Source organism: Pedobacter sp. ok626 (assembly GCF_900100435.1).
Lineage (GTDB): Bacteria > Bacteroidota > Bacteroidia > Sphingobacteriales > Sphingobacteriaceae > Pedobacter.
Genome location: NZ_FNEX01000023.1, coordinates 1 through 21,103 on the forward strand (window position 1 = coordinate 1; position 21,103 = coordinate 21,103).

The window sequence follows — 21,103 nt, forward strand, 5'->3', positions numbered from 1 at the left end:
ACAACGCCCCGTCGATGTAGAACCCGTATTTGCACATATCAAAGCTAATCGTGGCTTCAAACGGTTTTTATTGAAAGGGATAAGCAAGGCTGAAGTAGAAGTCGGGTTGCTTTCCATCGCTCACAACTTAAAAAAATGGAAAGCGTAAAGCTTTTTGTATCGTTGTTTAATGCTAAAGTACACCGGGGAACATAGATGCATACACAAATCAACGTTCAACCAAAACTTGTAGCTTTGATCTGAAAAAAGTAGCTAATAACTCAAAAAATAACACAATAAAAAAACCGTCTCATAATTGACTTATGAGACGGCTACTTTTTATGTGCTATATTTTTACTAAGTGAGAGGAGTTAGATACTGGGTATAAGCGTATCCTTCCTCACCCTGATCTGTTTTAACCTGCCACCATTGATCGTTGGCTTTGCTAACCAGTGTTATGACTTCATTTCTGGCAGCTTTTCCTACGATGTCATCATTGGTGCTTGGTCCTTTACGGATGTTAAGGTTGGAGCTATTGGTGGTTACTTTAAGCTTAGCCCCTTCGGTAACACCCGCTACGCTATTGATGTTCATGACTAGGTCCCCGGATGAGTAATTTGGATCTAGACGTTCATAGGTATCCCACAATTGTTGTTTTACTGCACCGCTAGTCGAACCATCGATATACAATACGCCGTCTTGTTCGCGTACATTTAAACCATTTACACCAGCAGTATTTGCCGTGTCGATTAGTTCTTTATATTTTTCTTGTAAGGCCATTTTTGTTTTTCTTTATTATTTGATTACCAATTGACTGTTGTCTACCTTTTTAGGTTTTAAAGCTTGTAGTGTCATCATCAGTTTTTGAAGATTGGCTTTTTGAATTTCTCCTTTTAAGGTAACTACGCCCTCAGAAACGGTTGCAGTAACAGTGGGGAAATCTTTTGTTGCATCTTTAACTGCAGTAGTTAAGGCATCGTCTGTAGCAACCGGAACCGTTGCTGTTGTAGGCGCAGCAACCGTAATGTCGTTCACAACAGATTTAACACCCACAACACCAGCAGTTGTTTTTTCTAATGTTTGTTTGCTTGCTTCATCAGCAACTTGCCCACTAAGTGTGGCAACGCCTTTTTCAACTGATACGGTCACGCCAGAGGCTGTTGGATTTGCTTGTAATGCGGTTTCAATAGCAGCCTTTAGGTCTGAATCTTTTGGTTTGCTTTTGCAACCAGTTAAGGCGGCCGTCAGTACGAATACTACCATTAAGGCAGCCATCAGTTTGTTCATCGTGTTTTTCATAGTTAAATTAATTTGTTTTTAGTGGTTTAGAAGTTGTTCAGGTTTAGACCGTATACTCCGTATAAATTCATAATAGTTTTAAGGCTGATTTTGTTTTTACTAATGTTAATTAAATGACCTGCTTCGAGCCAAACAAAAAAGGAGTTAAGCTGCTACAATTTCATTCGAAATGAGAATATTGATTGAATTTGGACGAATAATGGCCTAAAATTATATTCTGTTGAACTCGATTTTGAGTTTCTCTACAAAATATTGTATCGTTTTTTCTGTTAAAAATGCGTTGTCAACTGAATATTGATGAGGTCATTTTATTGTTAAAGTCGCTTTATAGATTTGCTATGATTAAGCGTAAACAAAAGCTGGCAGATTTGATATGAGACCATTAAAAATAGCGCAGAGTATAACAAATCGTAGTGACGATAGTGTTTCCCGATATTTGATAGAAATTGCTCAGATTGATTTACTTCAAAAGGGCGAAGAAGCTAATTTGGCTGTGAAGGCTAGAAATGGAGATCCGTTTGCCTTGGAAAAATTGATTAAGACCAACCTTCGTTTTGTGGTTTCTGTAGCGAAACAATATCAAAATAATGGATTAAATCTTGCTGATCTGATTAGCGAAGGAAATATAGGTTTAATGAGGGCTGCAAAGCGGTTTGATCCTACCAAAGGATTTAAATTTATCTCTTTTGCGGTTTATTGGATTCGACAATGTATTCTTCAGGCTATAACGGAGCAAAAGCGGACTGTAAGATTGTCCGGTAATCAGATTTATGACATGGGGAGGGTTTCGAAAGCTACAATTAAATTGGAGCAAATGTTGGAGCGAGAGCCAACACTAACCGAGCTTGCAGATGCCCTTCAATTATCCGAAGAAAAGATTGCAGATGTTTTGTATAATAGTGGGGTATCGGTGTCTGTTGATATGAAGACAAGTCCATATACTGAATCGACGCTACTGGATTCTTTGATCAATCAAAATTCCACTTGCCCCAGTGCGCAGTTGTTTAAAGATTCTCTGACAAAAGATCTGATTAGAGCCATAGATGCCTTACCTGAAAAACAAAAACTGGTTTTGAAGTATTGTTATGGTCTTGATGACTTCCCAGAATTGGCTCATGAAGACATTGCTTCAAAAATGGGTTTAACTGCGGAGCGTGTACGACAATTGAGGTGTAAAGGCATCGAATCTTTAAAAACAATTTGTAAACTCAACAATATGACAGACTACTTTAAGTGAAACTATATGAATTAAGGGTTGTTATACAAAGAAAGCTTTCATGGTCATTTATTAAAAAAATAAGTTATGAAACATTTAGTTTTAATATGCAGCCTGAGTTTATTGTTGTTATTTCAAGGATGTGTAAGTAATAAAAAGTATAATGAGCTTCAGACAAAGTATAGTGAATTACAACAGAAGGGACGCGATCTAAATCAAAAATATCAGAGTAGTCAGCAGGAACTGGCCGGATCAACAACAAGAGTTAAGAGCCTGGAGGAACAGATTGCTGCCCAAAGGCAAAATGTCGTCGCCTTGCAGGCTGCATTAAATAAATGTTTGGCCTCTTCAAACCAGGGGAATGTAAATATCTCTAAACTGGTTGATGAGATTAACTCCTCCAATAAATACATACAACATCTTGTAAATACAAAGAATAAAAGTGATTCGTTAAATTTGGTACTGACGAATAATCTTACTCGTTCTTTAAGTCGCGAGGAATTGAGCGACGTGGATGTTAAGGTCTTAAAAGGTGTGGTTTACATCTCACTTTCAGATCATATGCTCTATAAATCGGGGAGCTATGAGATTTTACCAAAAGCCGGTGAAACATTGAGTAAAATTGCGAAGATTATTAAAGATTATAATGACTACGATGTTTTAATTGAGGGAAATACAGATAATGTACCTATATCTCAAACGAATATTCGTAATAATTGGGATTTGAGTACCTTAAGAGCTTCCTCTGTCGTTCAGGTTTTACAAACTACATATAATGTTGATCCAAAGCGTTTGACAGCAGGAGGACGAGGAGAGTATAATCCTGTAGCAAGTAATAATACTGATGCGGGAAAAGCACTAAATAGAAGAACCCAAATTATTATCACACCTAAACTGGATCAGTTTATGGATTTAATTGGGAAAGCTCCAGATACAACGCATTAGTAAATTTCATAGGTAAAAAGAAGGGCATAAAAAAGCCGTACATGGAAGTGTACGGCTTTTTATATCTTTATTCAGAAACTCAGAATCTGATTACTTTGACCACCTTCTGTTTCCTCCGTTAGGAGTTTTTTTGGCGCCACTTAAATTAGGTTGACGTTCAGTTCTTTCCGGACGTGCACCTCTCTCAGGGCGAGCGCCTCTTGAAGGTTTTGCTTTTCCTTTAGATTTAGCAGCTGCGGCGCCCGACATTAAGCTTTGCCAGCTCATCGCATAAGGATGGTCTTCCGATACCGGAATCTTTAAGCCAATCAATTTTTCAATATCATCAAGGAATTCCTTCTCTTCCGGATCGCAGAATGAAAAAGCAGTACCGCTTAATCCTGCACGGCCAGTACGACCAATACGGTGCACATAAGTTTCTGGAATGTTAGGTAATTCGTAATTGATTACATGGGCCAATTCATCCACATCAATGCCGCGGGCGGCAATATCTGTAGCTACTAAAATTCGGGTAGTCTTGGCTTTAAAATTAGTCAATGCTCTTTGCCTGGCATTTTGTGATTTATTTCCATGGATGGCTTCTGCTTTTATACCAACTTTAACCAGATCTTTAACAATGCGATCTGATCCATGTTTAGTCCGTGCAAATACCAAAGCCGTTTCTATTGTTTTATCTTTTAAGATATGTAGTAACAATCCTTTTTTATCATTCTTTTCTACAAAGAAGATCTGTTGCTGGATCTTTTCTGCGGTAGAGGATACTGGAGTTACTTCTACTTTAATCGGATCAGTTAGAATGGTGTTTGCTAATGTCTGTATTTCTTTAGGCATAGTAGCCGAGAAAAACAGAGTCTGACGCTTTGCAGGCAATTTGGCAATTACTTTCTTTACGTCATGGATAAAGCCCATGTCTAACATCCTGTCTGCTTCATCCAATACAAAGATTTCGATATCTTTCAAGTTTACAAAGCCCTGGTTCATTAGGTCTAATAACCTACCTGGGGTGGCCACAAGGATATCTATCCCCCTGTGTAAAGCATCAGTTTGCGCTTTTTGTCCGACCCCACCAAAGATTACCAAATGTTTTAACGGAAGGTTTCTGCCATAGGCTTTAAAACTTTCTTCGATTTGAATGGCAAGCTCACGAGTTGGGGTTAATATTAGTGCCTTGATGGCTTTATGAACCTTCGTGTTGGTGTGTGGTTTACTTAGCAACTGCAGCATAGGTATGGCAAAAGCAGCAGTTTTACCTGTTCCTGTTTGCGCGCAGCCTAATAAATCTCTGCCTTGTAATATAGATGGAATGGATTGTTCTTGTATTGGGGTAGGTTGTGTATAACCTTCTGTTTGCAGCGCATTTAAAATAGGCTCAATCAGATTTAATTCGTTGAATAACAATGTTTTTTTTATTTTAATGTAAAATATGTAGAAACAAAAGATTAGTGTTTCGCTGCAAAGGTACACATAACTTTTGGCTTTTACTTATAGGTGCTTTTACACCAAAAATGTGCATTTGTTGAAACTTTATGGTTGATTCACACGCATATTCGCTTATTTTTGTAAACTACTCAATTACATCATGGCAGAACCGAATTATAACGAAGATAGTATACGCTCCCTCGACTGGAAGGAACACATTAGATTACGTCCCGGTATGTACATTGGAAAACTGGGCGATGGATCGGCTCAGGACGATGGGATATATGTATTGCTGAAAGAGATTGTCGACAATTCTATTGATGAGTTTGTGATGGGATCTGGCCGTACTATAGAAATTACTGTTTCCGACCAGAAGGTAAATGTTCGTGATTATGGACGGGGTATTCCATTGGGTAAAGTAATTGATTGCGTCTCTAAAATTAATACCGGTGGTAAGTATGATAGTAAGGCCTTTCAAAAATCAGTAGGATTGAATGGGGTAGGTACCAAGGCTGTAAATGCATTGTCTACCAATTTCATGGTACAGTCCTACCGGGATAACAAAACAAAAAAAGTAGAATTTTCTAAAGGTGAGATTGTTTTAGAAAATGACATCATAGATACGACTCAACGTAATGGTACGGCCATTACTTTTTATCCTGATGAGACTATTTTTAGAAACTACCATTACATTACAGATTTTGTAGAAAGCATGATCTGGAATTATGTGTTTCTGAATGCTGGTTTAACGATCAACTTTAATGGGCAAAAATATTTTTCGGAAAGAGGTCTTTACGATCTATTGCATAAACATGCAGATGTGGAAAGTATACGTTATCCGATTATTCACTTGGTAGGGAATGACATTGAGATTGCGATGACCCACGGTCAGCAATATGGTGAAGATTACCACTCTTTCGTAAATGGTCAGCATACAACACAAGGTGGAACACATCAGGCTGCTTTTAGAGAGGCAGTAGTAAAAACCATTCGTGAGTTTTATAAAAAAGAGTATGATGCTTCAGATATTAGGTCCTCTATTATTGCAGCCATTTCGGTACGTGTGCAGGAACCTGTATTTGAGTCGCAAACTAAAACCAAGTTGGGTTCACAAAATATGGGGCCTGATGGACCATCGGTAAGAACTTTTATTAACGATTTTGTTAAGAAGGAACTAGACGATTATCTACATAAACATGCTGATGTAGCCGATGCGTTGCTGAAAAGAATCCTACAGTCTGAACGTGAACGTAAAGATATTGCCGGAATAAAAAAACTGGCAAACGACAGGGCGAAAAAAGCTTCGCTACACAATAAAAAACTAAGGGATTGTAAGGTTCACTTTAACAGTACTCACGATAAAAGGTATGAGACTACCTTATTTATTACTGAGGGTGATTCGGCTTCAGGATCTATTACCAAATCAAGGGATGTAGATTGCCAGGCCGTATTCAGTTTAAAAGGGAAACCTTTAAATTGTTACGAGCTGACCAAAAAGGTGGTATATGAAAATGAAGAGTTTAACCTTTTGCAACATGCTTTAAATATTGAAGATGGGTTAGACGGGTTACATTATAACAATATTGTAATTGCTACAGATGCCGATGTGGACGGTATGCACATTAGGTTGTTAATGATGACCTTCTTTTTGCAGTTTTTCCCAGATTTGGTTCGTTCAGGACATGTGTATATTTTGCAAACACCTTTGTTTAGGGTGCGTAATAAGAAAGAAACCATTTATTGCTATAGTGATGACGAGCGTAAAAAAGCCATCCTGAAACTAGGCAATAAGCCCGAAATTACGCGATTTAAAGGTTTAGGCGAGATCTCTCCAGATGAGTTTGGATTGTTTATCGGTAAAGATATTAGACTTGACCCAGTGATTCTTAAAGATCAGACCATTAAAAGTTTATTGGAGTACTATATGGGGAAAAACACACCAGATAGACAACAACATATTATCAGAAATCTAAGAATAGAAAAAGACGAAGTGGATGATATGGCAATAATTGCCGATCCTATTGATACCGATGAAGTTGAGGATGCTGCGGATGTGGCTTAATTTTTAACGTTTTATATAGGCGAATTGTAAATTTTTTGATTTATACTTGTATTCTGATCGATCCCCTTTGATAGAATAGTTTAAAAGTTCTACAGCCTAGCTGTAGTAAATTAAAAACTTTATGCCTCTTAGCGCCACAAAAAGATCGCCCATACGTTATTATTTAACCGTATTTTTAATACTGATTTTATTCCTTTTTGCCTTTTTTTTATATCTGAGGTTCAGCAAAATGAATGCGCTGAAACACAATATTACCGAGCTGGTTAAGATTAAGGAAGATTACTCAAAAGTAGATAGTTGCATCTATACACTTTACCAGGCTGAGAATAACTCACGTTTGTATGCAATTACGGCCGATAGGGAATACATCAAGAAATTCTCTTTGCAGATTCAAAAAGTATCTACCTTTTTAAGTGAACTCAATATCAATGTTGATGATAATGTGTTAACTCCTGATTTTAAACGACTGATCAAACAAAAGAAGCTTAAGACTGAAAGCTATTTAAAACTTAGAAAACTTACAGACAGTTTGGTTATTGGTTTTTCACAGTTGGGGCTTGTTGAAAGAGAGGTTGCAGGCGAAATTCAGCTTCCAGTAGCAAAGAAGCAGTTTAAAACCGTTACCAGTTTTGATACCATTCGACATCAGCCTGTTCCTGAAAAAAAATTCTTTGGACGACTTGCAGCCGCCTTTGCTGGGAAAAATAAGAAAAGAGATACTTCACTGACTATCATTAAAACGGAGAAAAATATAGTCGTAAATCAGGATGTAAGAAGTTTCAATAAGCAGCAATTAAAAAAAATAGAAGATTATTATAAACGATTGTATGCCAGCGCCAACAAGCTAAAGAGTGATGAGAAGGCGATTCTGATGCTAAATAGTAAATTGGTGTCGGAGATCATTTCCATATTACAGAACTTTAAGAAGGATGAGGTTGGTTACATTGTGGATACCAGAATGTTGCTAAGTGATCAACTGCTTGTAGACATTAAGGAACTCGATTGGATCACGATGATCAATGTGTTGTTATTGGTTAGCTTAGTGATCATCATTCTGTATAACATTATCAAACTTTATAAAAACGAAAAGGTGCTCATTATGTTGGGTAAGCGCGCCTCGCAAGATTCCCATTCAAAAAGCCGTTTTCTAGCCAATATGAGTCATGAAATTCGAACACCACTCAATTCGGTGGTTGGTTTCTCAGAACAACTGGGTAAGAGCGAACTGACCAATGAACAAATTGATCAGGTGGATGCCATCCGTAATTCATCTGAGATGTTATTGGCGCTAGTAAATGAGATTCTTGACTTTTCGAAATATGAAGTTGGAAAAATAAATCTTGAAAAGGAGCCTTTCCATCCAGAAAGTGAAATCATGGAAGTGTTTAACAGTATGAATGTACTAGCTGTTAATAAGAATCTTTTATTAGAGAATAAAGTGTCTTTAGAAAAAGATATTTGCGTTCTAGGTGATCGTTTGCGCTTGAAACAATTGGTTATGAATTTGTTGACGAATGCCATTAAGTTTACTGCAAGTGGTAAGGTGACGTTAAAAGTTAATATGGTTGTTCATGGCAAAAAGCATGGAATATTAAAAGTCCATGTTGAAGATACTGGGATTGGTATAGCGGCAGAAGATTTGGAGTTTATTTTTGATGAGTTTGCACAGGTATACTCCGCCACCAAGCAGGGCACAGGCTTGGGTTTGGCTATTTGTAAGAAAATAGTAGAGCTGCAAGGGGGTAAAATCGATGTAAGTAGTGTTCTTGGAAAAGGCTCTATATTCAGTTTTGAAATTCCTTATGAGATCGCCAAGATGAAGGAAAAGATAGTTGTGAGGCCTGAAGAGGTTCCAATTACGAAGAAGTTAACCGGAAAGCACATTTTATTGGTAGATGATAATAAGATGAATGTTTTTCTCGCTCAGACGGTATTGAAAAAATGGGAGATGGGCTTTGATTGTGCTTACGACGGTAAAGAAGCATTGGAACTGTTTAAAAGGAACAGTTATGACCTTATTCTTACTGATATTCAAATGCCAGTAATGGGTGGGGTAGAGCTTACCCATGAGGTAAGGTATAATGGCGACTTTACAAAATCTAGAATTCCAATTTTAGGGATAACCGCACATGTGCTCCAGGAAGATAGAGATGCTTATTTAAAAGCTGGAATGAACGATCTGGTGTTAAAGCCCTTCCTTGAACAGGAACTTATTGATAAGATCAGTAAGTATATATAAGCTTATATTTTAGTGTCTTCGGGATGTTGTGGGGGTAAGGTATTAACATCTGTTTCTACTACGACAATCTTGGTATGTACTGCGTATTTACTTGGTGGAATTCCCTTTGCATAACGTTCCGCATAAGCTTGAGTAAATTCGGCACCGAAATAAAGAATAATGGCTGTATAATAAACCCAAAGTAAGATTACTATCAATGAGCTTGCCGCGCCAAATGCGGAGCCGGGGTTACCTTCCTGGATATAAATACCTATTAAATATTTACCCAAGCTAAACATTAGCGCTGTAAATAAGGCACCTACAATTGCAGGTTTCCACTTTAGTTTTACATCGGGTAAAACTTTAAAAATAATGGTAAATACAGCCGTTACTGCTGCTAACGTGATTGCATTGTTTAATATGTTAATTAATAAGGTAGTTGTATCATCAACAACGGGCAGGTATTTGGCAATTTTACTGGATGAAACGAGGTAGCCCAGTCTATCCCCGATAGCAACTACAATACTGTTGATGACAAGAGAGACTAGAAGTAGAAAACCTAAAGAAACAATTAAGGAGAAAGATACAAGCCTATTAATGAGTAATTTTATCCAGCCCTTTTTGGGAACTGCCTTTACCTTCCAAATCAGGTTTATACTATCCTGAATTTCAATAAAGATAGCTGTGGCACCAACTACCAGTGTAATAATACCAATGATTAGTCCGATGGTACTTTTTCCTGTGGTGTTGGCATTAGTTACAAAAGTTTGGATCTGAGCTGTGGCTTCTGGACCAACTAACTCAGTGATTTCAGAGAAGAGTTCTTTCTTTGGGTTGAGTTTTGTAGTATCAGAATCAGGAACGTCGCCTAAAAACAAACTGGCTGCGGAAATAACAATAATGATGAGTGGTGTGAGTGAGAAAATGGTATAATAAGCAAGGGCTGCACTCAATTTCATTACGCGGTCTTCCATAAATCCTTTTCCAGCGGCAATGAATAAATGGGCAGTTGCTTTAATCACGTGTTTAACTTTTTTTAAAAATGTCATATTAAAAAGGATATCCTATACCAATGTTATAAATTAAATTGTCTTTACGCCAGGTATTGTTTCCGAAATCAATTTGGTCAAGTACCCAACGTTTACCTTCCTCATTGTATGGTTTGCGGATAGGGAAGGCTACATCAAGACGAATAACAAATATAGTTGCATCTACACGGAGTCCAGCCCCTGTACCTACAGCAAATTCTTTTAATGCATTTTTAAGTTCGAAGCCCGATCCAGGGCGTCCAAGGGTTGCAGGAAGATTATCAATAGCTGGGCTCCCTTTATCTTCTTTTCTTAGCCATATATTCCCAGCGTCGATAAATGTAGCGCCATATAAACGACCATATAGTTTAAACCTTAGTTCCGAACTGATCAAAGCTTTAATGTCTCCGCTTTGGTCAATGTAGGTGCTATTAACAACCCTTGGATCATTTTTATAATAATAAGTTCCTGGACCAATGGATCTTGCTGCCCATGCTCTGATATCATTGGTTCCTCCAGCATAAAACTGGCGTACAAAAGGTAGTGTCGTTTGACTGCCATAAGCGTAGCCATAACCTAGATCTATCCGGTTGGCCCAAATCACATTTTTTGTGATTTTATAATAGTTCCTGAAATCGGCCTCTAACCTCACAAACTGGTTTAACGCCAAGCCTGCAACAGTTTTGGCCCCAGCATCATTTTTACTTGCAAACAAGCCCCATAGATTTCCACCGGTTTCCAGCGTACCATTAAAATAGATGTTATTTCTTCTGAAGTCTTCAAATTGATTGGTATAGGTAAAGCTGTAAGTACTTCCAATGATAAATTGTTTCTCCAGTACATTCTTTAAGCCTGGAGTTACTTTTAAAAGGCTATCCCTGGTTGAGGAGTCGGATGTTAGCAGTGAAGAGGTGACATAGTTTACCGATATTGGATTAAAAGCATGTTCCTTATACTTGTTTTCGTTCCACTTGTAACCATATTGAGTTTTGAAGGAGTTGATGTCGTATAAAGAACCTCTGTGGAGCAATTGGTAAGAAATTGAAGCTACCGTTTTAGGAATAAAAGCATTGGTAGTGTTGATCCTTTTAAATGGAGTGATAAACCTTGGAAAGGTGAGTTTTCCCTCTAGTGTGAAAGAGTAAGAGTTTAAAGCTTTAGATTGTCCACCCACCTGACTTTCAAAGCCTCCACTGGCACTTACATCCAATTGCTCGGCCCCTCTGAATAAATTGCGGGTAGTTTGGGTAAGTTTTAATTCGGAACCCACAAAATTGGTTGATTTACTAGTACCTGTTACAGAAAATGTAAGGGAATTTTTCTTCAAAGGTGTTAAGTAAATATTCAGATTTAGTTGATTGTTTTTAAAGCTGTCAAGCGGAATGAATTCGGCTTTTACAGCTTGAAAGGCGCCGATGTTAACCATTCGGTTTAAGGATTGGTTATGGTCTTTTCTATTATATAATTCATCTTTTTTAAAAAATACAAGCCGATTGAACAGGGGAGATTTAAAAGTATGCCTTGGGTCGTAAATTTTGAAATCATTATAAATCTCAGGTGTCGATTTTCTTAAGGCACTGTCTCTTCGTATGGTGTAATTCGGGAAAATGTTAATGTTGTTAATGGTATACGGCTTGAGGCTTGCATCAGGCGCAATATCTTTAACCAGTAAACGAATGTCAACTCTGTTTTTACCGCTTGTACTATCTACCTGTAAAATCAGATAATCTGGACTAAAATAGAAATATCCCTCTTCCTTCAGGTCATTGTCAATACGTATACGTTCGTTTTTAAAAACATCCAGATCGTAATTATCGCCAACTTTTAACAAGCTATTGCCTTTGTTTTTATTGATAATAACTGCAATTCCGCTACTATCTTTAGGAAAAGAAATGCTTTTGATTTTATATCTAGGTCCTGTTTCGGCTGTATAAATCGCTTTTCCCTTTTTTCCTTTAACCAAGGTGTCGCCGATCACTTCAGACTGTAAGTAGCCCTGACTGATCAGGTAGCTTTTTAGTATAGCATTATTGTATGGAATTTTTACTTCACTTAGTAATACTGGCGGTTCGCCCATCTTTGTGCGTAACCAGTGACTAAATCCTTTTTCTTTGGTTGATTCTCCTGCAAGATTGTAAAAACCGAGTTTGTATTTAATACCAAAAAGTGATTTATTTGGCTGAGGTCTTGTTTTATCTAGTAGAATTTCTTTTACATCACTTTGATGATCAATTTTTCCTGTCGAATCAGGATTGATTTTTATTTCTGCACCCGTATATAGAATTTGCCCTGGCTTCAACCTTTTTGTTGTGCTGCAAGCGGCCCAAATTAAACAGGCAAGTATAAGTAAGCTGGGTTTAATTAGTCTTGTCATCTTTAGGCTTTTGTTCTTGTCTCAATCTTTTCTTTTTAGAGAAATTCTGGAATACCTCTCTAAATTTATTGTAATCCACTACCAGGGCAAATCCGATACCTGTTTCTATAATCTCCCCTTCAATTAAACCCTCGTTTTGGTTACGTCTGTATGCTCTTAATCTATACTTCCCATCTTTAGAAATCAGGTATTCAATATTTATATTGCTGGCAATATTGGCTGCGTTCTGTCCCGCAGTTTGGCCTTCTAATCCAAACGAGCTACCTACGGTTACAATCAGTCTATCACTCAATAGTTTTTTGGATAAACCGATTTCCAGATCTGTTTTATTCTGAAGCTGATTGCTTGAATAGTCCTCTGATGAATTGATTCCGAAGTTAATGTCTACCCCTTTAACTAAGTCGGAAGCCAGTTTGTTTAACTGATCCGCAAGTAGGTTACTTACACTTGATCGGGCAAAATTAGTAACCATTCCATTGCCACTACCCGCCAGACTTTGGAATGGGTTTTCGGCAATAAATCTGCCTAAAACCAGTAAAGCAAATACCTGCTTGTTAAGTTCTCCTTCATCAGTGTTTACTGATTGAAGCCTACCATAAACATCACCGCTCAATGCCCCTCTTTCATTTTCAGGTAGGTCGATTTTGAAATTAATGATTGGTTTTAGCAGTTCACCTGTCATGATTAGGTATACCTGAAAGGGCAGTTTTGTTTTTGCTTGTGCCCTTGAAGGATCGCCCAGCAGATCGATTGGTGCTGCATTTACTTCAATCAAGGCAGTTAAATCTACATTGGCACTTGTTGGTTCACCTGTCCACACAATGCTGCTTCCTTGTTGCAGTTTAAATTCTCTTTTTACTGGACCTACTGATAGATTATAGCTTCCACTTGATACATTGTACCTGCCTGTTAAACTTGTTTTTCCGCTGGGGTCCATTGTAGCGGCAAGGGTTGCATCACCTTTAACCTTTAGGTTGTCGCCATTTGCAGGATCAACCACTACATTTAATTCTGCATCCGGATCTATAGTAATTGTTGCACTAAGGTTAATTCCTTTGATTGGCGCTTTACTAATTGAATCCGCTACCGAAAGCGCTTTCTTGCCATTGGCAGGGGGAGCGTTAAAATCAACAAATTGTACAATACCTTCCTGATCTATAATTGTGGGGTCATCTGGTGGTATTGCAAAGAAGAATTTGGTCTTATCTTCCACCTTAACGTTCATGTTGACATCGGGTTGGTTTAAATCACCACGCACTTTAATGGTGCTGGTTAAATAAACCGTTCCATAGATCATCTCATTATCTTTAGCAGTAGAATTTAGGGCCCTAAAATTGTTGGTCCTGATGTCCATGTTAAACTTAAAGTCGCGGTAGTTGGTGGTTAAGATACCCCCGGTAATGACAGCTTTTTGGTTCAGCGAATCCAGGATCGTAAACTTCTTGAAATCAATACCTGTTTGGGTAAAACTAATGGTCTCATTAGGCATACGGAAGTAAGAGTTTACATATGCCACATTAAAACCCGCTTGGTTAAATTTCAGATCGCCAAGCACTTTAGGTGCATCAAGGACCCCTTTAATTGAAAGTTCCCCGCTTATTGTTCCAGTTCCATTTTTAATTTGCCCCATTGATAAGCCCTGGATGGCTTTCAAGTCTATCTTATCGATATTTAAAGTCATGTTGAGTGCACTCTGTGGAGCCGTATAATAAAAACCACTAGCTCTTAATTCATGTGTTCCTGATAAGGCAATATTGGTCTCATAAGCATTTTCGGTGTTGTTGTTTACTGAAATGCGTAAAGTCCCAAGCATATCTTTTTGGTAACGAAGTTGATCTATTGTTAGGTTAGCCTCAAATTTAGGTGTACCAGTCAGGTCTTTTACATTTACGGTCCCATTAATGGCTCCTCCTGCCAAAGCGCTGTCAGCCTCAGCAAACCGGGTTAGTGTTTCTATTCTGAAATCCTTAAATTCTACTTTAAGGGGCGCATTTGGTGTATTACTTTCGCTATTGATACTGAGTAATTGTCCGCCATTACTCAGGTTAAATTGATTCGCCAATATACCTGATGTCCCAAATTGCAAGTAGTTTTCTGGCGATACGGTCCATTTTTCGTAGTTCAACAATACCTTTTGGGGGTCGAAGCTAAATCTGAAATCCTTATTGAAAGACTTGAAGACACCCCCTAATATATACTTATCTCTGCGCTTGCTATCACGTAAATAAATATTCAAATCCAGATCGTTGTTAAGAGCGGTACCACTAATTTCATTGTTAAAGAAAGATAAAGAGGGGCTTTGTAAACTTTTAATAGTTAGTTTATAATTGAGCTTCTGATCAGTATTGTTAATGTTTAATCGTGTGCTATCTACTCGATACGTACCATAAACCACTTGTGGAAATACTGCATTCATTACCAGACTATCCTTTTTGGTATCCAATAAACCATTCATTCTGGAAGGAGCGAAGTTGCTCAATTCTGGGATAAGATTTTTTAAGACTTTCGGGTTATAGAAGTTTACGTAAAACCTAAACCTTTGATCAGGGATTTTAGTGACTGTACCGAACTGATAATATTTATTAATCTGATTGATTACGGCGTTTGCCAAATTGGTGATCTGGTATTTACCATCAATCTTTGCCCTCAAAAATTCTGATTTCAAGGTAAGGAGATTGTGGTTGGCGGAAGCCTCAGAATGCACAATGATCGTATCTACATTGAAGCGCTGGCCTTCTTTAACCGCTTGTAAGCCATTTACCGTGATGTCGCCATTCAGGTAATCCGGGTCGGCAGTTTGTATGTCGGCTTTAATTAAACCTGCCAGCTTAAATTCTGTATTGCTGAAGTTGAGTTTTTGTAGGTCTATTTGTTTCAGATTGGCAATGGTGTTTACAGCAGGGTATTTACCTGATATATCGACACGTGCAGTTAATTCAAAATTGGCATTGCTATCTGCCATATTACTTTTTAAATCTAGTTTTTGTTGCTTGTAAGTTCCTGTTAGGTTTAAATTTTTATAAGTATACTTGTTGTAATAAACACTTAATACTTGTCCATTTACTGTGGCTGAAGCTTTTTTTGGATCCAGGCCTGTTCCCTTAACGTTTGCTTTTACAGTGATCCGGCCGAGTTGTGGCTCCATTTTTAAAAGGCGCCCCACATTAAAATTGTTTAGGTTAATGTTGGCTGTATAACTTTCTTTTCCTTTAGGACCTTTCATATTGGCCAATAGCTTGGCTGATCCCATATCGGTATTGATGTTAAAACCAGTATTGAAATTGGTCATGGATCCTGTAAACTTACCGGTTGCATTAATTGCATTTGGTAAAGTTATATTAGTCGGTAGTGTTTTTTTAGGAATCAGAACAAGTAAGTCGTTTTTGGTCAAAGAAAAACGTTTGATGTTCAAATCAAGTACCATCTTATCTACATCAGGTAGACCTTTTGCCGTTCCACTGACATCAATATGCGTACTTTTTAAGCCCTCAACCTGCAATTTGGGAATTACAAGGTTATTCATATACCCATGAGCCTGAGCATTTACTTTTAGCTTTTCATTGCGATAGTTATCTGGTACGGCATCGCTAAAATACCCAGCATCCTTTAAGCCAATAGTTGTGTTTTTTACCTGCATATAAATTTTCACTCTTTCTGGGTGTTTGGTCAGGTCGTTTATGGCTGTGTAATCCAGCTGGGTATTGTTCTCAATGCTGGTATTTGGTGTCTTTAATACCAGGTTGTTTACTTTTGTTTGTTTCTCGGTATAGCTAACCTCACCCTGTAATTTCGACAATTCGAAACCACTCTTTTCTTTAAAACTGCCTGATTTTACATTAACCAAAATACCAGCGTCGCTATAGGCAAGTTTTTCTGCCTGTAAACCTAGTTTGGTTATATTAAGGTGGTTAAAGTCCATTCCTTTCGCTGGTTTTTCGGCAAGATTATCAAACTTTACATTGTTCTCCGCTAGAATTAGGTTCTTCGCCAAAAAGGCAATTCCAGGTGTTGCTGGGACATCTGCTGTTTTTTGAGGCGTTTTAGCAGGTGGAGCTGGTTTAAACGCAAACGCTACGTCCGATTGAGTTAATTTTGCCTCATCCAACTGATATTTGTTGTGGTTTACATCAGCAATCAGTTTGGTTAGAGAGAACTCTTTCAAGTTAACTTGTGCACGCATATCCGAGGCGGCAGTTTTAAAATCAACTTTACTGTCATTGACTTTTGCATCCTCAATTTTATACTGGTTGTTGGTAAGGTCGATAAATAACTTAGTCAACCTTAGATTATTTAAATCAAGATCGGCGCTTGTTTTCGAAAGCTTGTCATCAAAGCCTATATTAACCTTGTTGAATGCGAAATCTTGTATTTCAACAAGCGGCAGTTTGCCTAATTCAGTTTTTGCAGTATCAATGCTATTTGCGATTTGGGCCTGTAGCTGTGTGAGGGGTTTTTGCTGCAGGTATTTAACGGAAGTATTGTTTAATGACAGCGTTTTGATTACATAATGTTGATTATCCAGATCAAAATCTTTAATATTTGTTTTAAATTCTCCAAGGTTCAGCTTCATGTTGTTACCGGCAACATCATCCCGGTAGACAATAGCAATATCTTCTAAATTAATTTTACTGATCGAAAACTTTAGGGTAGAGGTGGAGTCTTTCTGAACTTCGGCTTCTGGTTTTGTTTGTTCGGATAAAAAAGCGTCTGCTAAAAAGGAAAAATTAAATGTTGTATCAGGATGAATACGCGTCACATTTGCGCGTATTTTCTGCAAACCGATGTAGTTTACTTCTACCTTATTGTTCAATAGTTCATACAAACTAATGTTAACAGCTAGTTTTTGAGCATAAAGTAACGTGTCGCCCTTTTTGTCTTCAATGTAAAATTTGTTAAGAACTATATCGTTGGGTAAATCCAGTCCGATGCTTTCTAATCTAATTTCAGTTTTTGTCTTGCCCTTAAGGTAGTTAAGTGCCGTATCTTTTACGAAATTTTGAACAGCAGGAATTTTTAGGGAGAGCATTATCAGCACGAGCAGTAATACAATGCTTGCTACAATCCAGAGTAAAACCTTAAGACTTATTTGTATATATTTATTCAATTGAGCAGGATTGAAAGTTTATGTATGGTCAACTTCACCAAAACCATGCCATCGGGGGGAGTTTGGTGTTGTTTTATTATACTACAATCTATCGAATTAATTGTTCAAAAGTAGAAACAATTTGTATGTTTTATAACTTTGCAGCCGAAAACGGGTAATTATTCTTCTTTGAGCAAAAATAATATACCAACATAGAACTGTTAAAAACTCAGTTCTTAGAATTCCGTTTTCAACCCTTATATTTACAGCAAACAATCCTTTTTTGATGAGCGAAGAAATAGAAAACAACATAAACGAAGAAAACAAACATACCGTAATTCCTATCAATGGGCTCTACGAAAACTGGTTCCTCGATTATGCTTCTTATGTAATTCTGGATCGCGCGGTACCACACATCAATGACGGCTTGAAGCCGGTACAGCGTCGTATTATGCACTCCCTGAAAGAGATGGATGATGGGCGTTTTAATAAGGCTGCCAACGTGATCGGAAATACGATGAAGTATCATCCACATGGTGATGCCTCTATTGGTGATGCAATGGTGCAAATTGGTCAGAAAGATTTATTGATCGATTGTCAGGGTAACTGGGGAGATCCAATTACTGGTGATAATGCAGCTGCTCCCCGTTATATTGAAGCCAGGTTGTCTAAATTTGCCAACGAAGTGGTATTTAATGGCGATACAACCATTTGGCAACTGAGCTATGATGGGCGTAATAATGAACCAGTAACCTTACCTGTTAAGTTTCCTTTACTGCTGGCACAAGGTGCCGAAGGTATTGCAGTGGGTTTGGCTACAAAGGTAATGCCCCACAACTTTATCGAATTGCTGGATGCTTCTATAGAAGTTTTACAAGGACAGCGACCTAATATTTTGCCCGATTTCTTTACCGGCGGTATGGCTGATTTTTCTGCCTATAACGAAGGTATGCGTGGAGGTAGGATCAGGGTAAGGGCAAAAATTACTGAGAAGGATAAAAAGACCCTGGTCATTACCGAAATCCCTTACAGTACAACTACAGGTTCGGTTATTGACAGTATTTTATTAGCCAACGATAAGGGCAAAATTAAGATCAAGAAGATTGAGGACAATACTGCTGCTCATGTAGAGATTGTTATTCAACTGGCTCCCGGTATTTCTCCTGATGTGACCATTGATGCTTTGTATGCATTTACCTCATGCGAAGTTTCGATTTCTCCAAATACCTGTATCATTAAAGATGAAAAGCCTCAATTTTTAAGTGTAAATGATATTCTTACCCAGAATACCATGCACACCAAGGCCTTGTTGAAAAAGGAATTGGAAATTAAATTACATGAGCTGCAGGAAAAAATATTCTTTAGTTCTTTGTTAAAGATCTTCATCCAGGAAGGGATGTACAAAAATGCTGAGTACGAAAACTCAGGTAATTTTGATATCGTTGTTGAGGTCTTAAACTCATTGTTTGAACCATTTAAACCTGATTTATACAGAGAAATACTACCCGAGGATTTTAAGAAGCTGATTGATAAACCAATGAGCAGCATTACCCGCTTCGATGTTAAAAAAGCGGATGATCAGATGAAAGCCCTATCGGATGAGATTAAAGTGGTTAAAAATCACCTGCGCCACCTTACCGAATATGCTATTGCCTGGTTTCAAAAACTGAAAGATAAATATAGTAAGGGAAGGGAACGTAAAACTGAAATCCGCTTGTTTGACCGTGTTGAGGCTTCTAAAGTGGCCTTGGCTAACGTGAAGTTATATCTGAATCGTGAAGACGGTTTTATTGGCACAGGCTTGCGAAAGGATGAGTTTGTTGCAGATTGTTCGGATATTGATGAGGTGATTGTGTTTAGGGAAGATGGAAAATGCATCATTACTAAAGTAGCAGATAAAACCTTTGTTGGTAAAGGTATATTACATGCCCAGGTATTTAAAAAGGGTGATGAACGTACGGTTTACAACATGATCTATAAAGATGGTGCGAGTGGGATTTCTTATATCAAGCGTTTTGCTGTTGTTGGAGTTACGCGTGATAAAGAGTACGATTTAACAAAGGGTAGCAAAGGCTCCAAAGTGTTGTATTTTACCGCTAATCCAAACGGAGAAGCAGAAATTGTAACTGTACAGCTTAAGCCTCATACTAAACTGAAGAAATTGCAATTTGACCTGGACTTTGCCGAAATAGCAATTAAAGGGCGTGGCTCGCAGGGAAATATTGTATCCAAATATCCGGTTAAAAAGATTTTACTGAAGAGTAAAGGGGTTTCTACTTTATCTGGATTGAAAATCTGGTATGATGATTTGTTGAGAAGGCTTAATGTTGATGGTAGAGGTAAGTATCTTGGTGAATTTGATGGGGATGATAAAATCTTACAGGTACACAAAGATGGTTGGTATGAACTCAGTACATTTGAACTCAGCAATCACTTTGATGCCGATTTGATCTTGATTCAGAAGTTTGATCCAGAAAAACCTTTTGCTTTAGTACAGTATGAAGGTAAGGCGAAGAACTACTTTATAAAAAGGTTTGTTTTTGAACCGATTGGCGTTGGTAAAAAACAAAGTCTGATTAGTGAGGAGAGCGGGTCTAAATTCTTATACTTAACCAGTAATCCGGCAGCTGTACTTACGGTAGATGTATTGAAAGGAAAAACTCAAATTCCAGAAACGTTAGAGATTGTATTGTCTGAGTTTATTGACGTGAAGGGAATTAAGGCGAATGGAAACAGGCTTACTGCCCATGATGTTAAAAACATTACCATTTCTAACAACAAAGAGATCGAATTGGAAGAAGAGGTAAAAGCTGTTTCTGCAACTGCAGACGGTTCAGCCGCTGAGGACTCAATGAATGAGCCAGGTGAAGGGCCTGTTGGAGACGTAGTAGATTTGGTTCAGGATAATGATGAGGAGGAACTTGTGGACCCGGCATTGAGTAAAGATGCGGACGAAGAAGAGGTTCCATTGCCTCAGACCGATGTGGAAATAGCAGGTGGAGTAGCAGAAGAAGCACCTGCAGCCATTAGCGAGACACCTGCACCGAAACCTAAGAAAGTTTTTGAAAGTAAAACTGTAATTAAAGCTCCAGTTGAAACAGCAGTGCCAGAAGCAAATATAGAAGAGGCTAAACAGCCGATAGTCGGAAAAGAGGCTCTTGCAGAAGAGGGAGAAATTTCTCCTCCGGCACCGGAGAAACCGAAAAAGGCATGGGGAAGTTCCGCTGCAAAACCGACGAAACCTGCAGAGGCGACTAAATCCGAAGAAACTGCTAAACCTGTTGAGGTTACAAAAACTGAAACAGTAATGCCTGCTGAAGAAAAATCGGAAGAAGATTTAAAAACAAAAGAGAAACCGGCTGCTCAGCCAGTGGAGGAACCTAAAAAAGAAGGAAAACCTGTTAAGAAAATTGATTTCGAAATCACCAATCCTGAGGACATCAAGATTGATGATAAAGGTCAATTAGGCTTCTTCTAGAT

At 38.0% G+C, this 21,103-nt stretch carries 12 protein-coding genes; 6 read left to right on the forward strand and 6 right to left on the reverse strand.

All coding sequences use genetic code 11. The features are described 5' to 3' along the window. Positions 1-148: transposase (locus tag BLS35_RS27965; RefSeq protein ID WP_175459631.1), on the forward strand; the 148-nt coding region annotated here is incomplete at its 5' end. A 188-nt stretch (positions 149-336) separates the two neighbouring features. Here the strand turns inward: BLS35_RS27965 and BLS35_RS24820 are convergent. Together BLS35_RS24820 and BLS35_RS24825 are read right to left on the reverse strand one after the other, a co-directional pair. Then, a complete protein-coding gene (locus BLS35_RS24820; RefSeq protein ID WP_090786475.1) occupies positions 337-759 on the reverse strand; it encodes an SH3 domain-containing protein in 423 nt (140 codons plus the stop codon). Positions 760-774: 15 nt separating this feature from the next. Then, positions 775-1,278: a BON domain-containing protein gene (locus BLS35_RS24825; RefSeq protein ID WP_090786477.1), complete on the reverse strand. Its 504-nt coding sequence runs from the start codon at positions 1,276-1,278 to the stop codon at positions 775-777. Between the two features lie 373 nt (positions 1,279-1,651). On the opposite strand from BLS35_RS24825, the gene BLS35_RS24830 reads away from it, so the two are divergent. After that, entirely contained in the window at positions 1,652-2,515 is an 864-nt protein-coding gene (locus BLS35_RS24830; protein ID WP_090786479.1) for a sigma-70 family RNA polymerase sigma factor, read from the forward strand. A gap of 66 nt (positions 2,516-2,581) precedes the next feature. After that, on the forward strand, positions 2,582-3,439 hold the full coding sequence (locus BLS35_RS24835) for an OmpA/MotB family protein (RefSeq protein ID WP_090786482.1): 858 nt from the start codon (positions 2,582-2,584) through the stop codon (positions 3,437-3,439). Positions 3,440-3,529: 90 nt separating this feature from the next. Here BLS35_RS24835 and BLS35_RS24840 read toward each other — a convergent pair whose 3' ends face one another. After that, positions 3,530-4,837, reverse strand: coding sequence for a DEAD/DEAH box helicase (locus tag BLS35_RS24840; RefSeq protein WP_090786484.1), 1,308 nt, complete (start codon positions 4,835-4,837; stop codon positions 3,530-3,532). Positions 4,838-5,018: 181 nt separating this feature from the next. Here BLS35_RS24840 and BLS35_RS24845 point away from each other — a divergent pair, with 181 nt between their 5' ends. Together BLS35_RS24845 and BLS35_RS24850 are read left to right on the forward strand one after the other, a co-directional pair. Next, the gene (locus BLS35_RS24845; RefSeq protein ID WP_090786486.1) at positions 5,019-6,920 is read left to right on the forward strand and encodes a DNA topoisomerase IV subunit B; all 1,902 of its coding nucleotides are present in this window, start codon (positions 5,019-5,021) and stop codon (positions 6,918-6,920) included. Between the two features lie 229 nt (positions 6,921-7,149). Beyond that, the gene (locus BLS35_RS24850; RefSeq protein ID WP_165973419.1) at positions 7,150-9,159 is read left to right on the forward strand and encodes an ATP-binding protein; all 2,010 of its coding nucleotides are present in this window, start codon (positions 7,150-7,152) and stop codon (positions 9,157-9,159) included. A 2-nt stretch (positions 9,160-9,161) separates the two neighbouring features. Here BLS35_RS24850 and BLS35_RS24855 read toward each other — a convergent pair whose 3' ends face one another. The 3 genes from BLS35_RS24855 to BLS35_RS24865 are packed head-to-tail and all read right to left on the reverse strand — an operon-like array spanning position 9,162 to position 17,644. Then, entirely contained in the window at positions 9,162-10,187 is a 1,026-nt protein-coding gene (locus tag BLS35_RS24855; protein ID WP_090786490.1) for a YihY/virulence factor BrkB family protein, read from the reverse strand. 1 nt (position 10,188) lies between these two features. After that, positions 10,189-12,540: a translocation and assembly module lipoprotein TamL gene (locus BLS35_RS24860; protein ID WP_090786493.1), complete on the reverse strand. Its 2,352-nt coding sequence runs from the start codon at positions 12,538-12,540 to the stop codon at positions 10,189-10,191. Then, the gene (locus BLS35_RS24865) at positions 12,524-17,644 is read right to left on the reverse strand and encodes a translocation/assembly module TamB domain-containing protein (protein ID WP_090786496.1); all 5,121 of its coding nucleotides are present in this window, start codon (positions 17,642-17,644) and stop codon (positions 12,524-12,526) included. Before BLS35_RS24865 ends, BLS35_RS24860 begins: the two co-directional genes overlap by 17 nt. Positions 17,645-17,909: 265 nt before the next feature. Between BLS35_RS24865 and BLS35_RS24870 the strand changes: the two genes are divergently transcribed. After that, positions 17,910-21,101: a DNA gyrase/topoisomerase IV subunit A gene (locus BLS35_RS24870; RefSeq protein WP_254779128.1), complete on the forward strand. Its 3,192-nt coding sequence runs from the start codon at positions 17,910-17,912 to the stop codon at positions 21,099-21,101. The last annotated feature ends 2 nt before the right edge of the window (positions 21,102-21,103 follow it).